Raw genomic sequence first — 20,618 nt, 5'->3', positions numbered from 1 at the left:
GGCGAAGCGCGGGGGCGGCAGCGCGCCCAGGCGGTGCAGCGCGCGCAGGTTGAGCGCCGCCGCGGCGCCATACGCGCAGGCGGCGGCCGCAGCCGCGCCGGCGATGCCGAAGGCCGGCACGAGCGCGGCGTTGAGCGCGGCCTTGGCCAGCGCGGCCAGCGCCAGATGGACGGCCGGCGCGCGCAGGTGGCCGAGCCCCTGGAGCACGGCGGCGCTGACGGCCTGCAGCGCGGCGCCAAGGGCGGCCGCGCCGAGCACGGCCATCGCGGCGGTGCCGCGCGCGTCGGCGAACAGCGCGACGTTGATCGGCCGCGCGAGGATCGCCAGGCCTATGGCGGCGGCGGCGCCGAACCACCAGGCCATCCGCATGGCGAACGCGGCGCGGGCCGCGCTCTCGGCGCTGATGCCCGGCGCGGCGCCGCGGCCCATCGTGAGGCTGGGAACCAGCGCGGCCGCGGCGCCGCCTGCGGCCATGGACACCAGCTGCAGCAGCGCGACGCCGCGGTTGTATTCGCCGAAGGCAGACATGGCGGCGGCAGCCGTGTCGCCCGCGCTTTGCAGGAATCGCGGCAGCGTAAACGCGTCGATCAGGCCGAACAGCGGCGCCACGACCGAGCCGGCTGCGACGGGCAGCGCGACGCGTACGATCCGGCGGAGCAGGACACGGCCGGGCTCTGTAGGCGCGGTGGCTTCCGCGGCTTCGGCGGAGGCGCGGCGCGGGTCGCGATCATAGGCCCGGCTGCGCCGGCCGGAGATCAGCATCGCTGCCAGTCCGGCCGCGGCGCCGGCCGCCAGGCCGCCGTGCACGGCGGCGGCCGTCGAGGCCGCCGACCAATCCCGCTGCAGCGCCCAGCCGAGGGCGCACAGCATAAATGCGACGCGCGCGCATTGCTCCGCGAGCTGCGACAACGCCGGACGGCCCATCTCCAGCCGTCCCTGCGAATAGCCGCGCAGCGCGGCCGTCAACGGCGCCGCGAGCAGCGCCAGCGAGGAGGCGCGGATCGCATCCGCCGCCTCGGGCGCGCCCATCCAGGCGGCCAGGGGGCCGGCCGCCGCCCACAAGACGGCGAACGCGAGCAGTCCGCTCGCCGAGAGCAGAACGGCGGCATAGCGAAGCAGCCGCCGCGCGCCGCGTTCGTCGCCGGCGGCGATGCGCTCGGCGACGAGGGCGGACACTGCGACGGGGATGCCCGCCGCCGCCAGCGTCATCCACATGACCGCCAGCGCATAGACCGCGCTGTATAAGCCGAAGACGCGGTCGCCCGCCAAATTTTGCAGCGGTATCTTCTGGAGCGTACCGATAAGCTTGGACAGCAGCGCGGCGCCCCCGAGCAGGGCGGCGCCGCGCATGAGTTGCGAGGATTGGCTTTTCAAGACGCGTGGCCGGCCGCGGCATGCCGCGATCGGCGCTCCTCCGTTCATGCGATAAAGTGAGATCATTATAGCACAGCGAGGCGGAGCCCGAATGGCACGGAACCTTCCATCCAGCCGCCGGTACGGCGACCGAACGGCAAAAAGAGCGCCGCTCCGTCCGCCTCGCGGACAGCGCGACACGCTTAAGCCAAGCCGCTTCACGCATGTTTTCGCATCGCCGCTCGTACGCTCGCTACGCGCCGCCCTTCATTTTTCGCAAAATGAATAGTCCCGACTGCTCCTCTGCGTAGTCCGCGAACAGAAGCCCCGCCTCCATCAGCTCCGCGCCTGTCGCCTGTCGGGCCGGCCCGCCGTCCAGGTCCTCCAGCTCGTACGCCGCGTCCGCGTCCAGCGCGCGAAGCGCGATGCGCCGCCGGCGTTCGCCGCCGTCCAGCCGGAACACGAACAGCAGATGCTCGCCGCGCTCCGCTAACGCGTATTGAAACGCAGCCCAACGCGCCCCCCGTCCCTCGCGCAGCGGCTGCTCCGTCAGCCGATACAGGTCGCCTTCGCGCACGAAGCGGCGGACGACCGTCCGATAATGCGCCGTATGCACGACCAGACGATCGCTTAACCGTGCCGGCAAGTCCGGCAGCCGCTGGGATACGCCGAACGCACCGAGCATGCCGATTCGTGTGTAATAATCGAACTGTGCAAGCGTGAGCGCGGGATCGTGCGGGTCGAAGCGCTGGCGCGGATGCTCGCCGATCCAATCGGAATAGCTCCAGTGCAGCGCCCGGTCCGCCGCAAGGAACGTGGAAACGCCCCAGAAAATTTGCAGGCTGTGCTCGGGCCAGTCCGGATCGCTGAGAAAAGAGGCGTGAGTGTGGCGTGCCATGCCCAGATCGAGCCTCAGGCCGCCGGAGGAGCAGTTCTCGAGCAGCACGTCGGGATGCGTCTCGCGGAGCCGGTCCAACACGTCGTACAACCCTCGGATGTGCTCGTACAGGCCGTCCCCCGCGCCGTGCCCGTGATCGCAGCGGTCGCAGCCGGCTTTGGGATCCACGTTGAAGTCCAGCTTGATCCAGTCGCAGAGGTACGTCCGGATGAGGCGGTCTATCTCCGCGTAAGCCCACGCTCGCGCCTCCGGGTTGCCCAGACACACGTAGCCGAGCGGCTCGCCTTCGCGGAGCGCGGGAAACGTCGGCCGACGCTTCGCCAGCGACGCGCACCGACCGAGCCCCTCGATCTCGCACCATAGTCCGAAACGCATGCCGAGACCGCGCACGTACGCCGAGATCTCCCCGACGCCATCCGGGAAGCGGTCGGTATTGACCTTATCCCAATCGCCCCGTATATTGTGCCAGTGGAGGCTTCCCTCGGCGTCCCCGAACCAGCCCGCGTCGAGCGTACAGGCTTCGAAGCCCAGCTTGGCCGCCTCGGTCGCGTTAGCCTTGAACGTGTCCGCGTCGATGAGCTGGTCCTCGTAGCTGAACCAATGGTTCCACTCGGCCGGCAGCTCGTCGGACACCGCGCTGCGCGGGTACCAGTGCCGTCTGCCGACGCGCGCCAGCGGAATCGACACCGTATGCAGATCCCCTCCGCTGCCCAGCGCTACCGCGACATGAGGGCTCTCCATCGCCTCGCCCGGCGCCAGCGTTTTGGCGAACGCCCAGTCGTTCAGCCCCGCCGCGACCGAGATGCCGCCGTCCTCGCGGCGGTCGCAGCGAACCTTCCAGTTGCCGGACCACATCGGGCTGATATGGAGCATCGCACCGTCATCCCGTACGAGCGCGATCCAGGGATGCATGCCTTTGGAGGAGCGGCCCCAACGCGTTTCGGCGACGAAGGACTCGCCCAGCAGCGATGTTTCCGGCTCGAACTCGGCACCCCAGTCGCTGCGGTAAGAGAGCACCCGCCACTCGCCTTCGGACAGCTCCAGTTGAAGCGGATCGATTCGTTCGATGCGGAGGGCGGCTTCGCCGATATTGCGAACGGTCGCCCAGCGCTCGAAGACCGGCTCGTCTTCGTAAATGATCGTGTGGCTCTCGATCTCGAAGCGCAGCTTGTCGCAGTGCAGACGGACCGTATAATGCCGCTTCCCGGTGTCATCCACAAATACGCGCGCATCCAGCAGCTTGAGATCGGGAGAACGGCTTCCGTAAAGCTCGCCGCCGCATTGCAGCACAAACTCGCTACCGGCTCTTGAGCCGTGGCTGAACGCTCGTTGTCCGTGCCGCGCTAGACGGCTTAGCCCGACGCCGGCGCCGTCCGAATGCACATATTGAAGGTTGTCGGTAGACCAGTCCTTGCCGACGGCGGCGATGTCGCCTGCGTCCTGATGCAGATGCAGTCCGTCTCTTGCAATCAAACCGTCGTTCCGTCGCTCCTCGCCAGCCATATCCGGCCTCCTCCCTCTCTTCGGCTCAATGCGGCATCTCTATATGACGCTTGTGTCGCTTGGTCGGGATACCTGACTCCTACCGCCGCTCCACGCGCACCTCGAACGTGCCGTTCCCCGCGATCGCGATGAGCGTCTCGCCGTCCGGTCCGTCCTCCCGATGCTCGATCGGGCTGCCGCCCGCGAGAATGCGCGCTCCGGCGGCCCGCGGCAGGTTCATGCGCACGGTCCAGCCTTCTCCGGCCAACTTCACCTTGTATAGATCGACGGCGTCGCCGAGCGCTATCTCCAGATCAAGCGACGCGGCGCTGGCCCCTTCGCCGATCGCGACCCGCCGGATCGCCGCTTCGCGCCACTCGGAAGGCAGACGCGGCCGCAGCGTCAGCTCTCTGCGATGAGCCTTCGGCTCGATGCCGAACATGAACCGCACGATCAGCCAGTGAATTCCGTAGTTCGTCCAGGCCTGGACGAAGCAGCCGTAATCCGGCGACATCTCGCTGATTGAGCCCGGCAGCCGCCGTCCGAAGGTGGAGGCGATCAGCTTCACCAGGCGCAGCGACTCGTCCATCCGGTCGTAGCGCGCTTCGGCCACCGCCTGCACGCCTGTCGAGATCGTCATCATTTGCGTCCTGTACATGCCCGACAAATACGTGCCGGCATCGCCCGTGAACTCGTCCGTGCCCATGCGCGCGAGCGCACGGATCGCCTTGTCGCGCGGCGCGAGCCCCGTTTCCATCGGCGTGTTGATGACCCAGTTCTTGAACAACCAGGGACGCTCCTCGTCGGGCGGCAGATCCTTCATCTCCGCCTGCATCGCCTTCATCTCCTGCACAGCGCGATCCGCGCCCATGCTCTCGGCCCGCGCGATATATACCGGCATCCGCTGGCGAACGGCTTCGACTCGGGCCATGGCATCCGCGTACAGGCCTTCTTTTTCCAGCCACAGATCCGTGTTGATCTTGTCCGCCAGCCGCGCCGCCGTACCGCGCCAGCCCGCGGCAATCTCCCCGTCCCCGAGCAGCTCCGCCATCTCCGCTCCCGCGAGCAGCGCCGACCAAGTGTACACCGCCGTGTCGATCAGCTCGACGTTCAGCCCCTCGATCTCCGTAATGCCGTAGCCTTCGGGGAGCAGATCGCCGTCCGGGTCCATCTCGCCGAGCAGCCACTCCAGTCCCTGACGAACGGTCGGGTAAGCCCGCTTCAGATAGGCCAGATCGCCCGTCCAGTCGAAAATCTCGCGCACGCTCTGGATGTAATGCGGCGTTTCCTGCGTATTGCCCGGGTTGGCCACGAGGCCCCAGGTCGTCAGCTCGTGAATGATGCGGCCGTTGCCGTTGGTTCGCTCCGACGTCTCGCGAATAAGATCTGACGTCTCGACGGCGAGCGCCTGTCGGCCCACGGCGAGCAGCCCGAGCAAGGCGTAGCTGTTGTCGCAGCCGAACCACCAGGGGTACTCGGGAATGCCGGCCGTCAGCCCTCTGCCGACGCCTGGCACGTCCAGGACGAGCCACTCGCTATGGACCTTCACCCAGTCGAATACGCGGGCAAGCTCCTCGTCCGGTATGTCCAGCTCCGTTCGGGCCAGCAGCGACTCATAGCGCAAACGCTTGGCTCTGCGCATGTCGGCGTGGTCGCCGCGGATGTGCCGGTAGGCGTCCGCCGCCTCTGCCTCCGATTGAACGGAGCCGGCGATGAAAAAACGCAGCTCGGCCGTGCCGTTCGCCGGGAGCGAAAGCTGTATGCGCAGGCTGCCGTCGGCGCCGTTGCCTGCCGTCGGCTTGCGTGATGGAGCCGACGACTCGCCGGCGCTCGGCTCGCATCCGGGCGCATCGCTGCCGAATACGACGAACCAGGGATGGTCGCGGTCCTTGGCGACGACGGCGCCCAGCTCCGTATCCGCGCGCGCTTCGTCCGGCGCGTCATGAATGCCGGCTTCCTCCGAGAACCATACCGGACGCAGCTCCGTTCGGCCCTGAAAGACGGCCGTCAGCTCGCGGCTCCGGCCGCTCGTGTCCCGCAGGCGGTATTCGACGACGAAGCCCGGATGCTCGTCCGGGCAGAACTGGCTGCGAACGGCTTCCAGACCGAGGCCGTGGATCGCGTAGTCGTGCTCATTGAAGTAGGCGAAGTTGCGAAACGCATCTGCCCGCTCCAGCCAGACGCCGCCGGACGGATCGGCAGACTCGGACAGATGCAGCCAAAAGCCGTCCATGAGCTTGATCGGATGCGCCCAGAGGCCGCCCATCTCGTCGGGAACGTGATGGCCGAAGTCCGGGAATCCGCCGTCCTGGCCCCCGATCATCGAGCTGCGGCGACCCGCGCAGACGAACAGATCCATGTCGTCAGTGACTTTGGTATCCCGTCCTGCCGTCAGTCGGGCGAGGCGAAGAGCGGCTTCTACTTGCGGCTGGTTGTCTTCTAAACGATGCGTCATGAAGCGATTCGCTCCTTCCGAGGTGTGCGAAGTTGGTCGAAATTCGGGAATATCGTGCGAAATAAGTAATAGTTTTGCAATGGACGCGACATAGTGGCAGGCGGTAGTGCCTTTTGGCGCTTATCGGCACTGTAGTGAGTGTTGCAGAGATGGCGATAGTGCCTGTTTGCGCTTAAAGGCACCGTTCTGAGTGTCGTTGAGGTGGCGATAGTGCTTTTTGGCGCTTATCGGCACCGTTCTGAGTGTCGTTGAGGTGACGGTAGTGCCCGTTTGCGCTTATCGGCATGGAGTTGCACGGTTTTTCCGTGTTACTCTGCTAGCAGTCGGTGGGGCGACGAGTAGTGGAGATTCATAGTCAAAAAGGCAATGCCCCGCCAACGTGTCTCGCGCTGCGGCACCCTTTATACCCGGCCCGCATCCTGCGCGGTCGCGGCGCTCGCGCTTTCCCGCCGGAGCGCGGACAGCAGCGCGACCAGCGCGTAGCAGGCGATCGCCGCCGCGAGCGCCCAGCGCAGCCCGGCCGCGAGCGCCAGCGCCGCGCCGAGCCAGGAGCCCCACACGCCCGCGATGCCGTTCACCGCGAACAGCAAGGGCGAGCTGCCCCGCTGTCCGCGCTCCGCGGCTTCCATGCGAAGCGGCAGCGGGACGCCCATGAGCAGCCCCAGCGCGGCGGCTGCAACACCGAGCACGGCGAGCCGCGCGCCCAGCGCCAGCTCGTACAGGCCGCCGCCCCCCAGCGCTTCGGCTGCGGCAAGCAGCGCGATCAGCAGCGCGGCGCCGCCCGCGCCTGCCGCTTCGGACAGTCGGCGGCGTCCCGCGAGCCGGCTGCCCAGGCTACCGCCGACGAGCATGGCCAGCAGCACGACGGCGGTTGCGGCGGCGGGGCTGCCGGCGTATTTCATCGCCTTCTGGATGAAAGCCGCCTGCAGGCACATATAGCCGACGCCGACGAGCAGGCTGACCAGCAGAGGCTTGCCGCCGAGACGGGCTCGTACGGGCTGCGCGGCAGAAGCATGCTTCGGCGGCGCCACCTCGCGCCACCATACCCAGACCGCAAACAGCGCCGTCAGGCCGGCGATGACGCCAAGCCAGGTTTTGAGCGAGCCCGGCATGCCCGGCGTAAGCTTGTAGAAAAACGGCTTGTCGTCTGTCGTCGGATATACGCTGAAGTCGCTGTCCTTCACGAATGTATCGAACGACTGCTTGCCCTCGATCAGCGGCTTCAGAAACTGCTCGTTGGTCCCGGGCAGGAACAGCGCCTGCAGACCGAGCGCGTTCGCGCCGGCGCGCAGCGTGTCCAGCTGGGAAGCGGCGAGCGGAGTGCGCTGGATGACGGTCAAGGTCAGCCCGGGACCGGCGGATTCCTCGGAGGCCATGAGCAGGGCGGCGTTCTTCACAGCCGCCGCCGGCTGGGCTCCGGTCGCGTCCATGAGCGCCCCAAGCCCGGTATAGAAGGCGCGCACGCCCTCGATGCCCTGGTGCGAGATGACGATCAGGCGGCCGCCTTCGGCAAGACGGTCCAAATAAGTGCGGAACGCCTCTCGCGTGAACGCATAATTTTCCGTCAGCGCGTGTCCGTTCACGCCGCCGACCTGCGAATACACGAGGTCGAGCGCGATCAGGTCGTAGCGCTCGCCGCTGCGCTCGAGCACCGTGCGGCCGTCGCCGACGACCGCGGTGACGCCCGGGCGATCGAGCAGCCCGCCGTTGTAGGCCGCATCTTCGCGCATGGCGCGCACGATGCCGTCGCTCAGTTCGACGGCGGTCACCTGCTTCGCGCCGGCAAGCAGCGCATATAAAATATCGCGGCCGCCCCCGGCGCCGACGATCGCCGTCTTGTCCGCAGGGCCGGCCGCGAACGGCAGAAATTCGATGTCCTTGGCCAGCCCGGCCACCGAAGCGAGATCGCCGTCGAACTTGTACATGTAGCTGCCGGCGCCGCCGTCGATGAACACAGTCTTGCGCGCGGGATCGCCGCCCGAGACGACGTCCGCTCTGGCGAACGCATCCCACTCGGTGCGCTCCAGCGCCGCGCCTGGCTGGCGCAGCGCGCCGACGATCGTCTTGTCCGGCGCCGCGCCGCGCATGCCGGCGTAGTCGATGTTCCACCAGCCGGCGCCGGAAGCCAGACCTGCGAAGACGGCGATAAGCGGCAGCAAGGGCGTGAAGCGCAGCCAACCGGGACGCCCCGATACCGCCCCCGCTCCGGCCCCGGAGGGTGACGGCGCCAGCAGCAGGACGGCCGCGGCGAACGCCGGTACGGACAGCGCGAACATCGCCTGCAGGCCGCCCCAGAGCTGAATCAGGCCGTAGGCGGCAGCCACACCCGCTCCGGCGCCGAGCAGATCGGCAGCATACAGCGAGCGCGTAGGGACGCCGCTCGCCAGCGCGCGTCCCATGCACCAGCCGAACAGGACAAACGGCAGAGCGCCGAGCAGCGCGTACAGCGCGAGCTGGTCGACATAAGGAAAGCGTGCCAGAAAGAGGCTGAGCAGCGCGATGAACAAGCCGAGCCCCAATGCCGCAAGTCCGGCGGACCTGCTGGAGGCCTCATCCTTCAACGCTGGCGCATCAGCTTCGCGTCCAGCAGATCGTGCCCGCCTGCGCGCCGCATAGCTGCCCGCGCCGATGCCGAAGACGGCCAGCGAGACGACAAGCGACACGTAGTGATACTGCAGCAGCACGCCGAATACGTTGGTCAGCGCCATCTCCAGGCCGAGCGCGGACGCCGACAGGCCGCCCAGGCCCAGCATCCAGCGGCGAGCGCCGCTTTTTCCACCCGCTACCGCCATCCGTCCGTCACCCCTTCATGCCGGTCAGCGTGATGCTCTCGACGAAGTATTTTTGACCGATAAAGTAAAACAGCAGCGACGGCAGCATCGTCACCATGGACGCGGCCATCAGATAATTCCACTGCACGTTGTTCTGGCTCTTAAAGAAGTTGATGCCGAGCGTCAGCGTGTACAGCTCCGGCTTGCTTAGATACAGAATCGGTTGCATGAAGTCTTTCCAGCTGTCGTTGAACTGGAAGATCGTGATCGTCACGATCGCCGGCACGGTGAGCGGGAGAATGACCCGCCACAGGATGCCGAAGGTGGACGCGCCGTCGATCTTGGCCGCTTCCTCGAGATCGGCAGGGATGGACATGAAAAACTGTCGGAGCAGGAAGACGAAGTAGGCTTTTCCGAAAAACAGCGGCACGATGAGCGGATAGAAGGTGTTGATCCAGCCGAACTGGGTGAACATATAGAACTTTGGAATCATCGTGACGGTGTCGGGCAGCATCATGGTCGCGAGCGTCAGAATAAACAGGAACGAGCGGCCCCTTGCTTTGAACCGGGCGAAGCCGTAGGACACGATGACGCAGGACACGACCGCGCCGATAATCGAGAGTACGGTGATGATGATCGTGTTGTTGAACCATTGTCCGAACGGCAGGCTGGTGAAGGCCGTCTTGTAGTTGACCCATTTGACCGGATCGGGAATCCACTTAGGCGGCCAGGTGAACACCTGGTACGACTCCTTGAGCGAGGTCGAGAGCATCCAGGCGAAAGGAACGAGCATGACGAGGGAGCCGATCGCCAGCAGGACGTAAATCAGCGAATTTTTAAGCAGCAGTCTGCCGCGGTTCGTAGTGGTCATGTGGCGTCAATTCCTTTCCCCTTCGTAATAGACCCAGGCCGCAGAAGACTTCACGACAAGCGCCGTGAGCGCAAGGATCAGGATGAAGAGCACCCAGGCCAGCGCGGAGGCGTAGCCCATTCTGAAGTTCTGGAACGCATGATCGAACAGGTAAAAGTTGAAAAACAGCGTGGAGTTCATCGGGCCGCCCTTCGTCATGACGTAGGCTTCCCCGAACGTCTGCATCGCGCCGATCACGCCCATGACGAGGTTGAAGAAGATCGTCGGCGTCAGCATCGGAATGGTGACGTTCCTGAACTTCTGCCAGCCGCCCGCGCCGTCCAGCTCGGCCGCTTCGTACAGCGAAGGGGGTATGCCCTTGAGCCCGGCCAGCCAGATGATGACGCTGCCGCCAACCGTCGACCAGAGGCTCATGATGACCATGGACGGAAGCGCCCAGTGCGGATCGAAGATCCAGCCGGGTCCGGCGATGCCGAAGTAGCCGAGGATCGTATTCAGCAGGCCGATCTGCGGGTTGAAGATCCACATCCACAGCACCATGACGGATACGCCGCTGACGACGGCCGGCAGGTAGAAGATCGTGCGGAACAGCCGCATGCCGCGCACCGCCTGGTTGAGCAGCAGGGACAAGAGGAGCGATGCGATGAGGCCGAGCGGCACGGAGAAAAGGGAGTACAGCGCCGTCACCTTGAGCGACTGCCAGAACAACGGATCGCGGTTGAACGCGGTGCTGTAGTTTTTGAAGCCGACGAACTTCGCGGGGGTCAGCATATCCCACTGGTTCAGGCTGATCCAAAGCGACGCGACCATCGGCACCGCAAAAAAGATGAGCAGTCCGATCAGCCAGGGCGCGGTCAGCAGGTAGAAGGTACGCTCCTCCTTGCGCTCCGCTTTGGACAGGCGGCGCTTGGTTTGGACCGGCTTGTATTCGGATGCGGTCGCTGCCTTTTCCATGGTCACTGCACCTCTTTCTTTTTTGAAAATGCCGCAAGTGCGGCGGATAGCTGCAAAAATGCAAATAATTCCGTCTTAAAACGAGGGTCTCATTCATTTGAGCCGCTGACGAGCCGTTAATGGGCCGGGAGGTGAATTAAGTGCATTTTTACAGCTATCGGGTTCAATGCCCGTGCCGGAGAAGCCGGCGGGAAGCGCGCCTCCCGCCGGCGTTCCGACTGTCTCGCCGATACTGCGACGAGGTTGTTCTTTACTGGTTTTTGGCCGCCGCGAGATCGGTCGTCGCTTGTTTGGCCGCGGCGTCGAGCTCTTTTTTCACGTCGATCGGCTTGCCCAGCATCATCTTGTCGAGCACGGTCTGCATCGCCTTGGCGCCGGAAGCGCCGAAGAACTCGCTCGTCTTTTCCGGGAACTCCTTGATGTTCGGGATGTCGTCGAGGAACGGCTTCAGATGCTCATCCGTGGCCTGACCGAGCTTCTCCGTCGTGGATTTGACCGCCGTGAAGGCAAATTCCGCCATCACTTCCTGCCCCTGCGGACCGGTCAGATACTTCAAGTAATCCCAGGCCGCATCCTTGTTGGCCGACTTGGAGTAGAGGCCGTAGCCCGCATAACAAATCGTATTGGCCGCACCGCTCGGACCGACCGGCATTTGCGCGACGCCGAAGTTGAGGTCCGGATTTTTCTTGTATTCGGCGACCGGCCAGCGGCCCGTCATCGACATCGCGACCTTGCCCGCCGCGAACAGGTCGACGCCTTGAAGCGCCGCAGAGTCGGAGCTGGACGGGCTGATCTTATCTTTGAGATACATGTCCTGGTACAGCTCGAGCGCCTTGACGGTGCCGTCGCTGTTCATGTAGCCTTCGAACGATTCGCCGTCCGGGCTGATGACGCTGCCGCCGTAGCTGTTGATGAGTGGCAAAATCGCGCGCAGCCACCCGCCCGGCAGTTCTACGCCCCATTGGGTCGTCTTGCCGCCTTTTTGCACCGTCAGCTTCTTGGCCGTCTCGTAGAACTGGTCCCACGTCCAGCCCGTCTGCGGATAAGCGACGCCCGCGTCGTCGAACAGCTTCTTGTTGTAATAGATCCCGATGTCCGAATAGTCCTTCGGCAGCGTATAGTATTTATCGCCCAGCTTGCCGACGTCCAGCACGCTCGTGTAATAATCGTTCAGGTCGATGCCGGAGGCGCCCTGGATGTAAGGCGTCAGATCCTCGAGCGCGCCCTTCTGCATGAACATCTTCACGTCGCCGTCGCCGATCTGGAAGATGTCGGGCGCCTGGCCCGCCGCCACTTGCGTAAGCAGCTTGGTCCCGTACTGGTCCGGCACCGACTCGATATTGATCTTGACGTTCGGGTGCTCTTTGGTGTAGTTGTCCGCGATTTGCTGCTGCTGCTTCAAGCCGTCTCCGCCGTCCCATGTGCCGACGCGAAGCGTGACATTCTTCGCTTCCGCGGAAGCGGAAGAACTGGCTGGTGTGGAAGCGCTTGCGGATTGGGTCGCGCCATTCGTCGCCGCAGCCGAGGAGGAAGAAGCGTTGTTGTTGTTATTCCCTCCGCATGCCGTCACCGCCATTGCAGAAGCCAAACCGAGTGCAAGTAATGCCGTTCCCCTTTGTCTCATGCACGAACACTCCTTTGGTTGGGTGTGGAAATATGTTAAAGGGAATCCGCCGCCGCGACAGACGCGCGGCGGACCCTCTAAAACCGATGTCTCGCGTTCGCGCCGGCTAAACGTTGGCGCCGGCCGGCCGCTGCTCGTCGACTTGAACGGCGAGCCCGCTCGTATTGCCCACGACGTCGACTCGATAGCCGCCTTCCGGATCGCGCCGGACATCGACGTCCAGCGTGCCCGCGCCGAGCTTGATGCGCCGGGCCCGGAGCCGGTTCATGCCCGGCGGCAGGGCCGGAGCGAGCCTGACGGTGCCGCTCGGGCCGTCGATCACGAGGCCGAGCATCGCGGTCAGCATGACGAGCGGCGTGCCGGCCGCCCAGGCCTGCGGCGAGCAAGCGACCGGATAGCGGACCGGCCGGCCTCGCTCCTTCGCGTAGCCGCAGAACAGCTCGGGCAGGCGGGCGTTCTCAAAGTGCGCCGCGGCCGCGAGCAGGCCTTCGATGACGGTGCCGCTTTGCTCCGAGAAGCCGCCGGCCGCAAGTCCCATCAGGCACATCGAGTTGTCGTGGGGCCAGACGCTGCCGTCGTGGTAGCTCATCGGGTTGTAGCCCGTCTGGCCCTCGGCCATCGTGCGGATGCCGTAGCCGCCGAACAGATCGGGTGCCGTCAGCCGCTTCGCCACGGCCGCGGCCCGCTCCGGTGCGAACAGCCCGGAGGCCAGCGCGTGTCCCGGATTGGAGGTGACCGACTTGACCTGGCGGCCGTCGCGGTCCAGCGCGATGGCGTAGTAGCCCTCGTCCGCCATCCAGAAAGCCGCTTCGAACCGCTCGCGCAGCGCCTCCGCCTCGCTGGCAAGCCGCGCGGCCATTGCGCGCCAGTCGCGGCCCAGCTCTTCCGGAAGGCGAACAAGCTGATCGGACAACAGCCGCTTGGCCTGGTACACGTAGCCTTGTACCTCGACCAGCGCGATCGGCGTCCGCGCGTACTCGCCGTCCCGGTGGACGATGGAGTCGGCCGAGTCCTTCCAGCCCTGGTTCGCAATGCCCTTGGCCGATTCGCTGTGATAGGTGACGAACCCGCCGGCGGCCTCGGCATTGCGGTCGATCCAGCCGAGCGCGGCTTCGGCGTTCGGCAGCAGCTCGCGCAGCGCGGACAGGTCGCCGGTCCACTTGACGTACTCCGCCAGCAGGACCAGGAAGAGCGGCGTCGCATCGACCGTGCCGTAGTAAGGCGTGAACGGCACCTGATTCGTGTTCGCCAGCTCCCCGCGGCGCATCTCGTGCATGATCTTGCCGGGCTGCTCGTCGCGCCAGGCGTCGTCGCGCTCGCCTTGATAACGCGCCATCGTTCGAAGCGTGGCGAGCGCGACCTCCGGCCTTACCGGCAGCAGCTGCAGCGCCGTGATCAGGCTGTCGCGGCCGAAGAGCACCGCGTACCAGGGAAGTCCGGCGACGGGGAAGCGCCCGTGTCCTTCGTCGTTCAGCAGCACGCGCAGGTCCAGCAAGCCTCTCGCATACAAGGCGTCGAGCTGGGGATCGTCCGTCTCGAGCGATGCGGACGTTGCCACCCATTCCGCATAATCGGCTTCCAGCCGCGCCAGCGCTTCTTCTCGCGGCGCGGCCGCCTCTGGCTCGGCATCTCCGATCGACGGAACGAGCAGCAGCTCGAAAGATCGGGACGCGCCAGGCGCCAGCTCGACCGCCAAGCGAACCGTGCCGTCAGCGCCTGCAACGGCTTCATGGTCGTCCCACCGGATCCGCAGCGCGCGCCGGATCCCGTCCGCTCCGGCATACCCGAAGCGCAGTGCGCCCGTGGATGCTTCCACCGGTTCGGCCGTGCCTAGTTTGCCCCCCATGAACCCTCTAACCACAAACATATCCGTGAAATCAGCCTCGAACCGGAGCGATAGGTCGAAGGATAGCTGCGCCGGGCTGAAGTTGGTCATCGTCAGCTTGTCGTATAGCACGTCCCCGTAGATGAAGCGCGTTCTGCGCAGCTCCACGGATTCACGCCACAGGATCAGCTTGCCGTCCTCCTCCATATGCGGGTTGGTCAGCACCGTCTCGGACACATAGTTCTGGTCCGCTTCGGAGGACAGAACGATCGGCCTGCGGCCGTTGATCAGCAGCTCCATCCGGCTCAGGAACCGGGTATCGCTGCGGTATAGCCCGTAGCCCAGCTGCTGCCCCTCGCCCGCATCCGCGGGCGGCGGCACGACGTCGCCGGACAGGTCGGTCAGAAGGAAAAGGTCGTTGTCTTTGATCACCCGGTAGTCCATGCGGCATTTCTCCTTCTTGCTGTTGGTCGGCGGGGCACGGTCGAATGAACCGCTTTCATTTCGCCGCTAAGGTTTTCCAAAACGTTTCGGTTTTTGCGGAAATAAAAACGCCTCTCAGTCATCACGGCTTGCGGCCAAGCGATTACCCGGATAAAGGCGCGGTGCTCTGACGGACGATCAATTCGGATTGAAGCGTGATCTTGCGGCCGACGTCCCGGCTCTCGAGCATATCCACCAAGAGCTGCGCGGCTTGGTAGCCCATCGCATAGCGGTCCTGGCGAATCGTGGTGAGCGGCGGCGAGCAGTGCGCGGCGATGGCGATATCGTCGTAGCCGACGATCGACATGCGCTCCGGCGCCCGGTGTCCGAGCCGCTCGAGCGCCCGCAGTGCGCCGAGCACCATCAGGTCGCTCGCCGAGAAAACGGCGGTCACTTCAGGATGCTGGTACAATATGCCGTACATCGCCTCGAAGCCGCCTTCTTCCTTGAAGCCCCCGTTGTAGACCAGCTGCGGGTCGAAGGGAATGCCGGCAGCCGCAAGCGCGAGCTTGTAGCCCTCCAGCCGGTCCTGGCTGACAGCCGCTTCGTCGTGCCCGTTGATCATGGCGATTCGGCGGTGGCCGAGCCCGATCAGGTGATTCACGGCCGCGGCGGCGCCTCGTACGTTATCCGTCGTGACATGCCCCACGTTGCGGCTCTCGGCGGGAATGTCGATGAGCACGCACGGAAAGTTCGTCTTGTGAACGACCTCCTCGAGATACGGATCGTGCAGCCGAAGACCCGACAAAATGGCGCCGTCGACATTGCGTTCCTTGCACAGGTCGGCATAGGACTTGGACAGCTGCTTCTTCGGATTGGTGCTGAAAAGCAAAATGTCGTAATCCAGCTCCACCGCGCGATCGTTGATGCCGCATAGCGTCTCGAAGGCGAGCGAGTCCTTGGCGCCTTCGCGGTTGATCTCGGACAGAATCACGCCGATCGTGCGTGTCTTCTTCGTAACCAAGCTCCTCGCCACGGCATTCGGCCGGTAGCCCATCTCATCGGCGAGCGTCTGTATGCGTTTGCGCGTCTTCTCGTTCACGTCGCTGTAACCGTTGAGCGCCCGGGAGATGGTCGTAATGGATACGCCGGCGGCCTTGGCCAGATCTTTGATTGTCGTCACCGTACCCACTCCTGTTCCAAAACGTTTCGGAAGCTCGTGTAGTCATTATAAATCCAGATGTAAGCCTTTGCAACGATTAATTTAGATCGACAAAACAAAAAAAGCTTCCGGTTCCGGATTTCTCCGTTCGCGAAGCTTGATTTGTATCTATGGGAAGAACGCCGTTCGCCTGTTATTGCTCCATTTGCTTGGCCAGGAAGCCAGCTGCCGTCTCGACCATCTTGCTCTCCATCTCGCCCATTTTCATGCCTTCTTCCCGGCTAAGCAGCACGACCGTCCCGATCGGATCGCCTCCGGCTACGATCGGCGCGGCTACGAACGAGCTCAGACTCTCGCTATTGTCGCGCAGCAGTTCGAATTGACCGGCGCTGGCTTCGAGCGTGATCTTGCGGCTCTCCATGCAGGTCTCGAGCGTTTGGCCGATAGCCTTGTCCAAATATTCCTTCTTGGATGCGCCCGCTACGGCGATAACGGCATCCCGGTCCGAAATAAGGCAGATGTGCCCCGTGCTTTCGGAAAGCGACTCGGCATACTCCTTGGCGAAATCGCCCAGCTCGCCGATCGGCGAGTACTTTTTAAGAATGACTTCCCCGTCGCGATCCACGAAGATCTCGAGCGGGTCTCCTTCGCGGATGCGGAGCGTCCTGCGGATTTCCTTCGGGATGACTACCCGGCCCAGATCGTCGATGCGGCGTACTATTCCGGTTGCTTTCATGGTTGCGAGATGCCCCACTTTCCTTGGATGTTTTGGACCATGGCCCGAAGCCGCATCAGGTACGGCATACGGCATGTATGACGAACGCAGTAGCTCAGGGATAAGGATTGATCTTTTACCATGGGAGTAGTATTTAACCCCTCCCAAATTCTTATGCGCTCGCCCATGGGCAGCACAACGAGCAGCCCTCGTTTTCCAGTTATTACCCTTCGACCTTCGTGCGTGAATCAATGAATATGTTGGTGGAAAAGGAAAAGGCCGTCACAGTCTCCAAGGAGAACAGGACGAGCCTTTTGCCATTCGATCGCTTATTGAACGTTGTCTTCGATGCTTTTCGCGTAAATCTCGCTGCCGTCTGCGGCCCGCACGGATTCGTGCGATCTCGTGGCCTCTTCGATCTGACCGAACGACCAGCTCGACGCCGGCACATCCGGGAAGGAAGCTTCCACGCCGCCAAGCGGCCCGCGATACAGCAGCCTGTTGATCATCGTAACCGCCTCTTGGCGAACGATCGGCGCGGAAGGCTTGAAGGTGCCGTCTTCGTAGCCGGTCGTCAATGCATTACGGAACAGCGCTTCGATCGCTGCCGACGACCAACGGCCTTCGGCGTCCGCGAATTTCGAATCAAGCGGCTTCGCCACCTTCAGTTTCAGGTAACGGACCATGACTGCCGCGAGTTCCTCGCGAGTGACCGGGCTGTCCGGGTGGAAGCTGCCATCCGTATAGCCCGTGAAGATGCCGTTATCCGAGGCGATGCGGATGTACCCGCTCGCCCAGTGTCCTGTGCGAACATCGCTGTATTGCGCCTTAAGCGTCGTGCCGCCGCCGTCGATCAGACGTGCGATGATCGCCGCCAGTTCCGCGCGCGTCAGCGTCCGGTTCGGAAGGAACTTCTTGTCCGGATAGCCGAGAATATAACGCGTGTGCGATACGTTGCCATAGCGGTTGGAGAAAATAAGCAGCTTGGCCGACGCTTCCGCGTTGGCGGCGTCTTCGGCTCCGAGATTCGCGGCCGACGCTTTGGCATCCAGCTCGGCCATGCGCTCAGCGGCATCGATCTGCGGCCACTTCAGCTTGACGACATATTTTCCGCCTGCCGCCGCGTCCACCGTGCCCGGCTTCCACACAATCTTGCCGTCCGATACCGTACCGCCGGCAGCGTCCAGTACTTCCGCGCCAGCCGGAATCGCGAGCGTAATTTCCGCATCTTTCGCAGCGGCGTTGCCGTCATTTTTGTATTGGACGGTCACGGTCGCCGTGCTGCTCTCTTCATACGTGCTGCGATCGATCGTGACGTTGACGATCAGATCCGGCTTGCCTGTCTGCTCAGGCTCTGCCGGCGTCGACGGACCAGTTGGGCCGCCCGGAGACGGCGTGCTCGTCTGAGGCGTCAGCGGCACGTCGTGCCGTACGATCGCGAACTCGACCGGAATCGTCGGACTGACGTACGTATCGTAGCCGGTAGCCGTCACGACCAGATAGTAGTCGGTTTGCGGATACACCATATAGGCATATTTGCCGCCGCTTTTGCTCGTCTGCGGGTTCGCGTTGTCGTTCGGCCCGAAGCCTGCAATTGCGGGCAGTACGACCTCGGTGCCCGGCGTGATGCCCGCAGCTCTGTTGCGCGGCGTATCGGCATAATAGAGAACGACATGCGCGCCGTCGACTGCCGCGTTGGTTACTTTATCCGTGATGTCTCCGTACGGGTCGATCAGCTCGTCGAGAATGTTGAGCTCGCCGTCCGCGGACAGCTCAAACTTCGGCAGCGTGCCGTCGTTGTCGACCGCGTTCATGATGATTTCCTTCGCCGCTCCGCCGCCTTGAGCGTCAGGCAGGCTGTAGACGATCGCCAGGCCGTATTTCTTGCCTTTGACCAAGCCCGGGATGCTGAACACGCCGCTCGGATCGAGCGCGAACGCGTTCTGTCCGTTCACCGTGATGAATTCGCCGGTGTCAGGGTCCATAATTTTGATCTTGAGCTGTGCCGCCATATCGCGGTCGACCGGATCCTGGTCGTTCAGCAGCTTTTGCGAGCCGTCAGGCTTCGCAAGCACGATGATACCCGTGGCGACCTTTTCCGAGTCGAAATATTCTTCGCCGCCGCCCGTGATCTCGCCGACCTTGGCAGTCTGCTTGAACGATACTTCCTTCGTCTCGCCGCCTACGGTGACCGGCTTGATGATCTCGATGCTGTAGACGAGATCTCCTTCCGGCACCGGGATCGCGTATTGTCCCAGCTCATCGGTCGTCGTCTCGGCCGAGAAGCCGATCTCTGCGTTCGAGATGCGGACCTTAACGCCTTTTTCTACGATACGCTCGCCGTTTGCCGTCGAAGCCACGACGCCGCGGATCGCAGCGGGCTGGAACGTCACGTCGATGTGTTGTTTGCTATAGATGCCTCTATCCGTATCGTGCACCTCCGCCGTCACCGGGATGACCTGGGAGACCGTGCTCGAAATTTTGGACGTCTTGTACAAGATGACCGCTTGACCGGACTCATTCGTCACGGCTTCGTACCCGTCCGGGAAAGTGCCGGACGTCGCGCCGAACTTGACCGTAACGCCTGGAACAGGATTATTTTCACTGTCAAGCAAGGTCGCCGTCAGCTGCGTCGTGGATTTGCCGTCACCGATGAGCGTGTCGGGATTGGCCGAAAGCCAGATGATATACGTACCGGGTTCCGCAATCACGATCGTCACCTTTGCAGGTGCCGACGTCGCGCCGTGGCTGTCGGTGACTGTGAAAGTAAAGCTGTCCTGTCCGCTGTAGCCCGGAGTCGGCGTGTAAATGTAAGTGCCGTCCTCATTTACCTCGACCGTACCATGTTCAGGATCGCTCATCTTGGCAAAAGTCAGCTTGTCGCCCGAATCTGGGTCGCTGCCGTGCAGCTTGCCGTCGTATACCGCGCCGTTCACGCTAATGATAACGTCTTGCGCGATGGCGACAGGCGCCACGTTCGCAGCGACGATCGGGCCGAAGCCTGTACTTACGACCGGCGAGCCTGTCGGCACACCTGTCTTCGCTACTGGCGTGACTTCGAAGAAGAGGTAATTGCCGATGTCGCCTTCGACCGGCGTGTACGTGCTGCCTGTCGCACCGCTAATTGGCTTTTTATTCGAGCCATTCTTATCGCTGTCTACATACCACTTAATGATCGTTGCTTCTTTGTTCTCCTCATCCGTATCGGCATCCGAATAACTATAGCTGCCGGTCAGTTGCTGGCCCACTTCCGCGTCGCCTTCGATTGCGACATTCGTTGCGACTGGCGCTACGTTTGCCGGCTTGATCGGGCCGAAGCCTGTGCTTACGACCGGGGAGCCTGTCGGCACACCTGTCTTCGCTACTGGCGTGACTTCGAAGAAGAGGTAATTGCCGATGTCGCCTTCGACCGGCGTGTACGTGCTGCCTGTCGCACCGCTAATTGGCTTTTTATTCGAGCCATTCTTATCGCTGTCTACATACCACTTAATGATCGTTGCTTCTTTGTTCTCCTCATCCGTATCGGCATCCGTGTACGTATAGCCACCGGTCAGTTGCTGGCCCACTTCCGCGTCGCCTTCGATTGCGACATTCGTTGCGACTGGCGCTACGTTTGCCGGCTTGATCGGGCCGAAGCCTGTGCTTACGACCGGGGAGCCTGTCGGCACACCTGTCTTCGCTACTGGCGTGACTTCGAAGAAGAGGTAATTGCCGATGTCGCCTTCGACCGGCGTGTACGTGCTGCCTGTCGCACCGCTAATTGGCTTTTTATTCGAGCCATTCTTATTGCTGTCTACATACCACTTGATGATCGTTGCTTCTTTGTTCTCCTCATCCGTATCGGCATCCGAATAACTATAGCCACCGGTCAGTTGCTGGCCCACTTCCGCGTCGCCTTCGATTGCGACATTCGTTGCGGCTGGCGCTACGTTTGCCGGCTTGATCGGGCCGAAGCCTGTGCTTACGACCGGGGAGCCTGTCGGCACACCTGTCTTCGCTACTGGCGTGACTTCGAAGAAGAGGTAATTGCCGATGTCGCCTTCGACCGGCGTGTACGTGCTGCCTGTCGCACCGCTAATTGGCTT

11 protein-coding genes are annotated in these 20,618 nt (G+C 63.4%); all 11 read right to left on the bottom strand.

Features of this window, described 5'->3' with window-relative positions:
* A partial coding sequence (locus KVT38_RS31085) for an oligosaccharide flippase family protein (RefSeq protein WP_217597640.1) occupies positions 1-1,374 on the bottom strand: 1,374 nt, incomplete at its 3' end.
* A gap of 232 nt (positions 1,375-1,606) precedes the next feature.
* Complete coding sequence (locus KVT38_RS31080; RefSeq protein ID WP_217597639.1) at positions 1,607-3,754, bottom strand: alpha-galactosidase; 2,148 nt, start codon at positions 3,752-3,754, stop codon at positions 1,607-1,609.
* A 79-nt stretch (positions 3,755-3,833) separates the two neighbouring features.
* Positions 3,834-6,188 (bottom strand): glycogen debranching protein, encoded by a 2,355-nt coding sequence (locus KVT38_RS31075; RefSeq protein ID WP_217597638.1) that lies wholly within the window; start codon positions 6,186-6,188, stop codon positions 3,834-3,836.
* 401 nt (positions 6,189-6,589) lie between these two features.
* On the bottom strand, positions 6,590-8,980 hold the full coding sequence (locus tag KVT38_RS31070) for a spermidine synthase (RefSeq protein ID WP_217597637.1): 2,391 nt from the start codon (positions 8,978-8,980) through the stop codon (positions 6,590-6,592).
* Between the two features lie 7 nt (positions 8,981-8,987).
* Positions 8,988-9,830 carry a carbohydrate ABC transporter permease gene (locus KVT38_RS31065; protein WP_217597636.1) on the bottom strand — a complete coding sequence of 281 codons (843 nt, stop codon included), beginning with the start codon at positions 9,828-9,830 and terminating at the stop codon, positions 8,988-8,990.
* Between the two features lie 6 nt (positions 9,831-9,836).
* A complete protein-coding gene (locus tag KVT38_RS31060) occupies positions 9,837-10,784 on the bottom strand; it encodes a carbohydrate ABC transporter permease (protein ID WP_217597635.1) in 948 nt (315 codons plus the stop codon).
* 250 nt (positions 10,785-11,034) lie between these two features.
* Positions 11,035-12,408 carry an ABC transporter substrate-binding protein gene (locus KVT38_RS31055; RefSeq protein ID WP_217597634.1) on the bottom strand — a complete coding sequence of 458 codons (1,374 nt, stop codon included), beginning with the start codon at positions 12,406-12,408 and terminating at the stop codon, positions 11,035-11,037.
* 106 nt (positions 12,409-12,514) lie between these two features.
* On the bottom strand, positions 12,515-14,677 hold the full coding sequence (locus KVT38_RS31050; protein WP_217597633.1) for an amylo-alpha-1,6-glucosidase: 2,163 nt from the start codon (positions 14,675-14,677) through the stop codon (positions 12,515-12,517).
* A 142-nt stretch (positions 14,678-14,819) separates the two neighbouring features.
* The gene (locus KVT38_RS31045) at positions 14,820-15,839 is read right to left on the bottom strand and encodes a LacI family DNA-binding transcriptional regulator (protein WP_217597632.1); all 1,020 of its coding nucleotides are present in this window, start codon (positions 15,837-15,839) and stop codon (positions 14,820-14,822) included.
* A gap of 172 nt (positions 15,840-16,011) precedes the next feature.
* Positions 16,012-16,554: a stage V sporulation protein T gene (gene spoVT / locus KVT38_RS31040; protein ID WP_217597631.1), complete on the bottom strand. Its 543-nt coding sequence runs from the start codon at positions 16,552-16,554 to the stop codon at positions 16,012-16,014.
* A 308-nt stretch (positions 16,555-16,862) separates the two neighbouring features.
* A partial coding sequence (locus KVT38_RS31035) for an S-layer homology domain-containing protein (RefSeq protein WP_217597630.1) occupies positions 16,863-20,618 on the bottom strand: 3,756 nt, incomplete at its 5' end.

This window comes from Cohnella sp. GbtcB17 (genome assembly GCF_019091135.1).
Taxonomy (GTDB): domain Bacteria; phylum Bacillota; class Bacilli; order Paenibacillales; family Paenibacillaceae; genus Cohnella.
The sequence above is the reverse complement of the archived record's forward strand: the minus strand, read 5'-3'. Positions and strand labels throughout refer to the sequence as shown.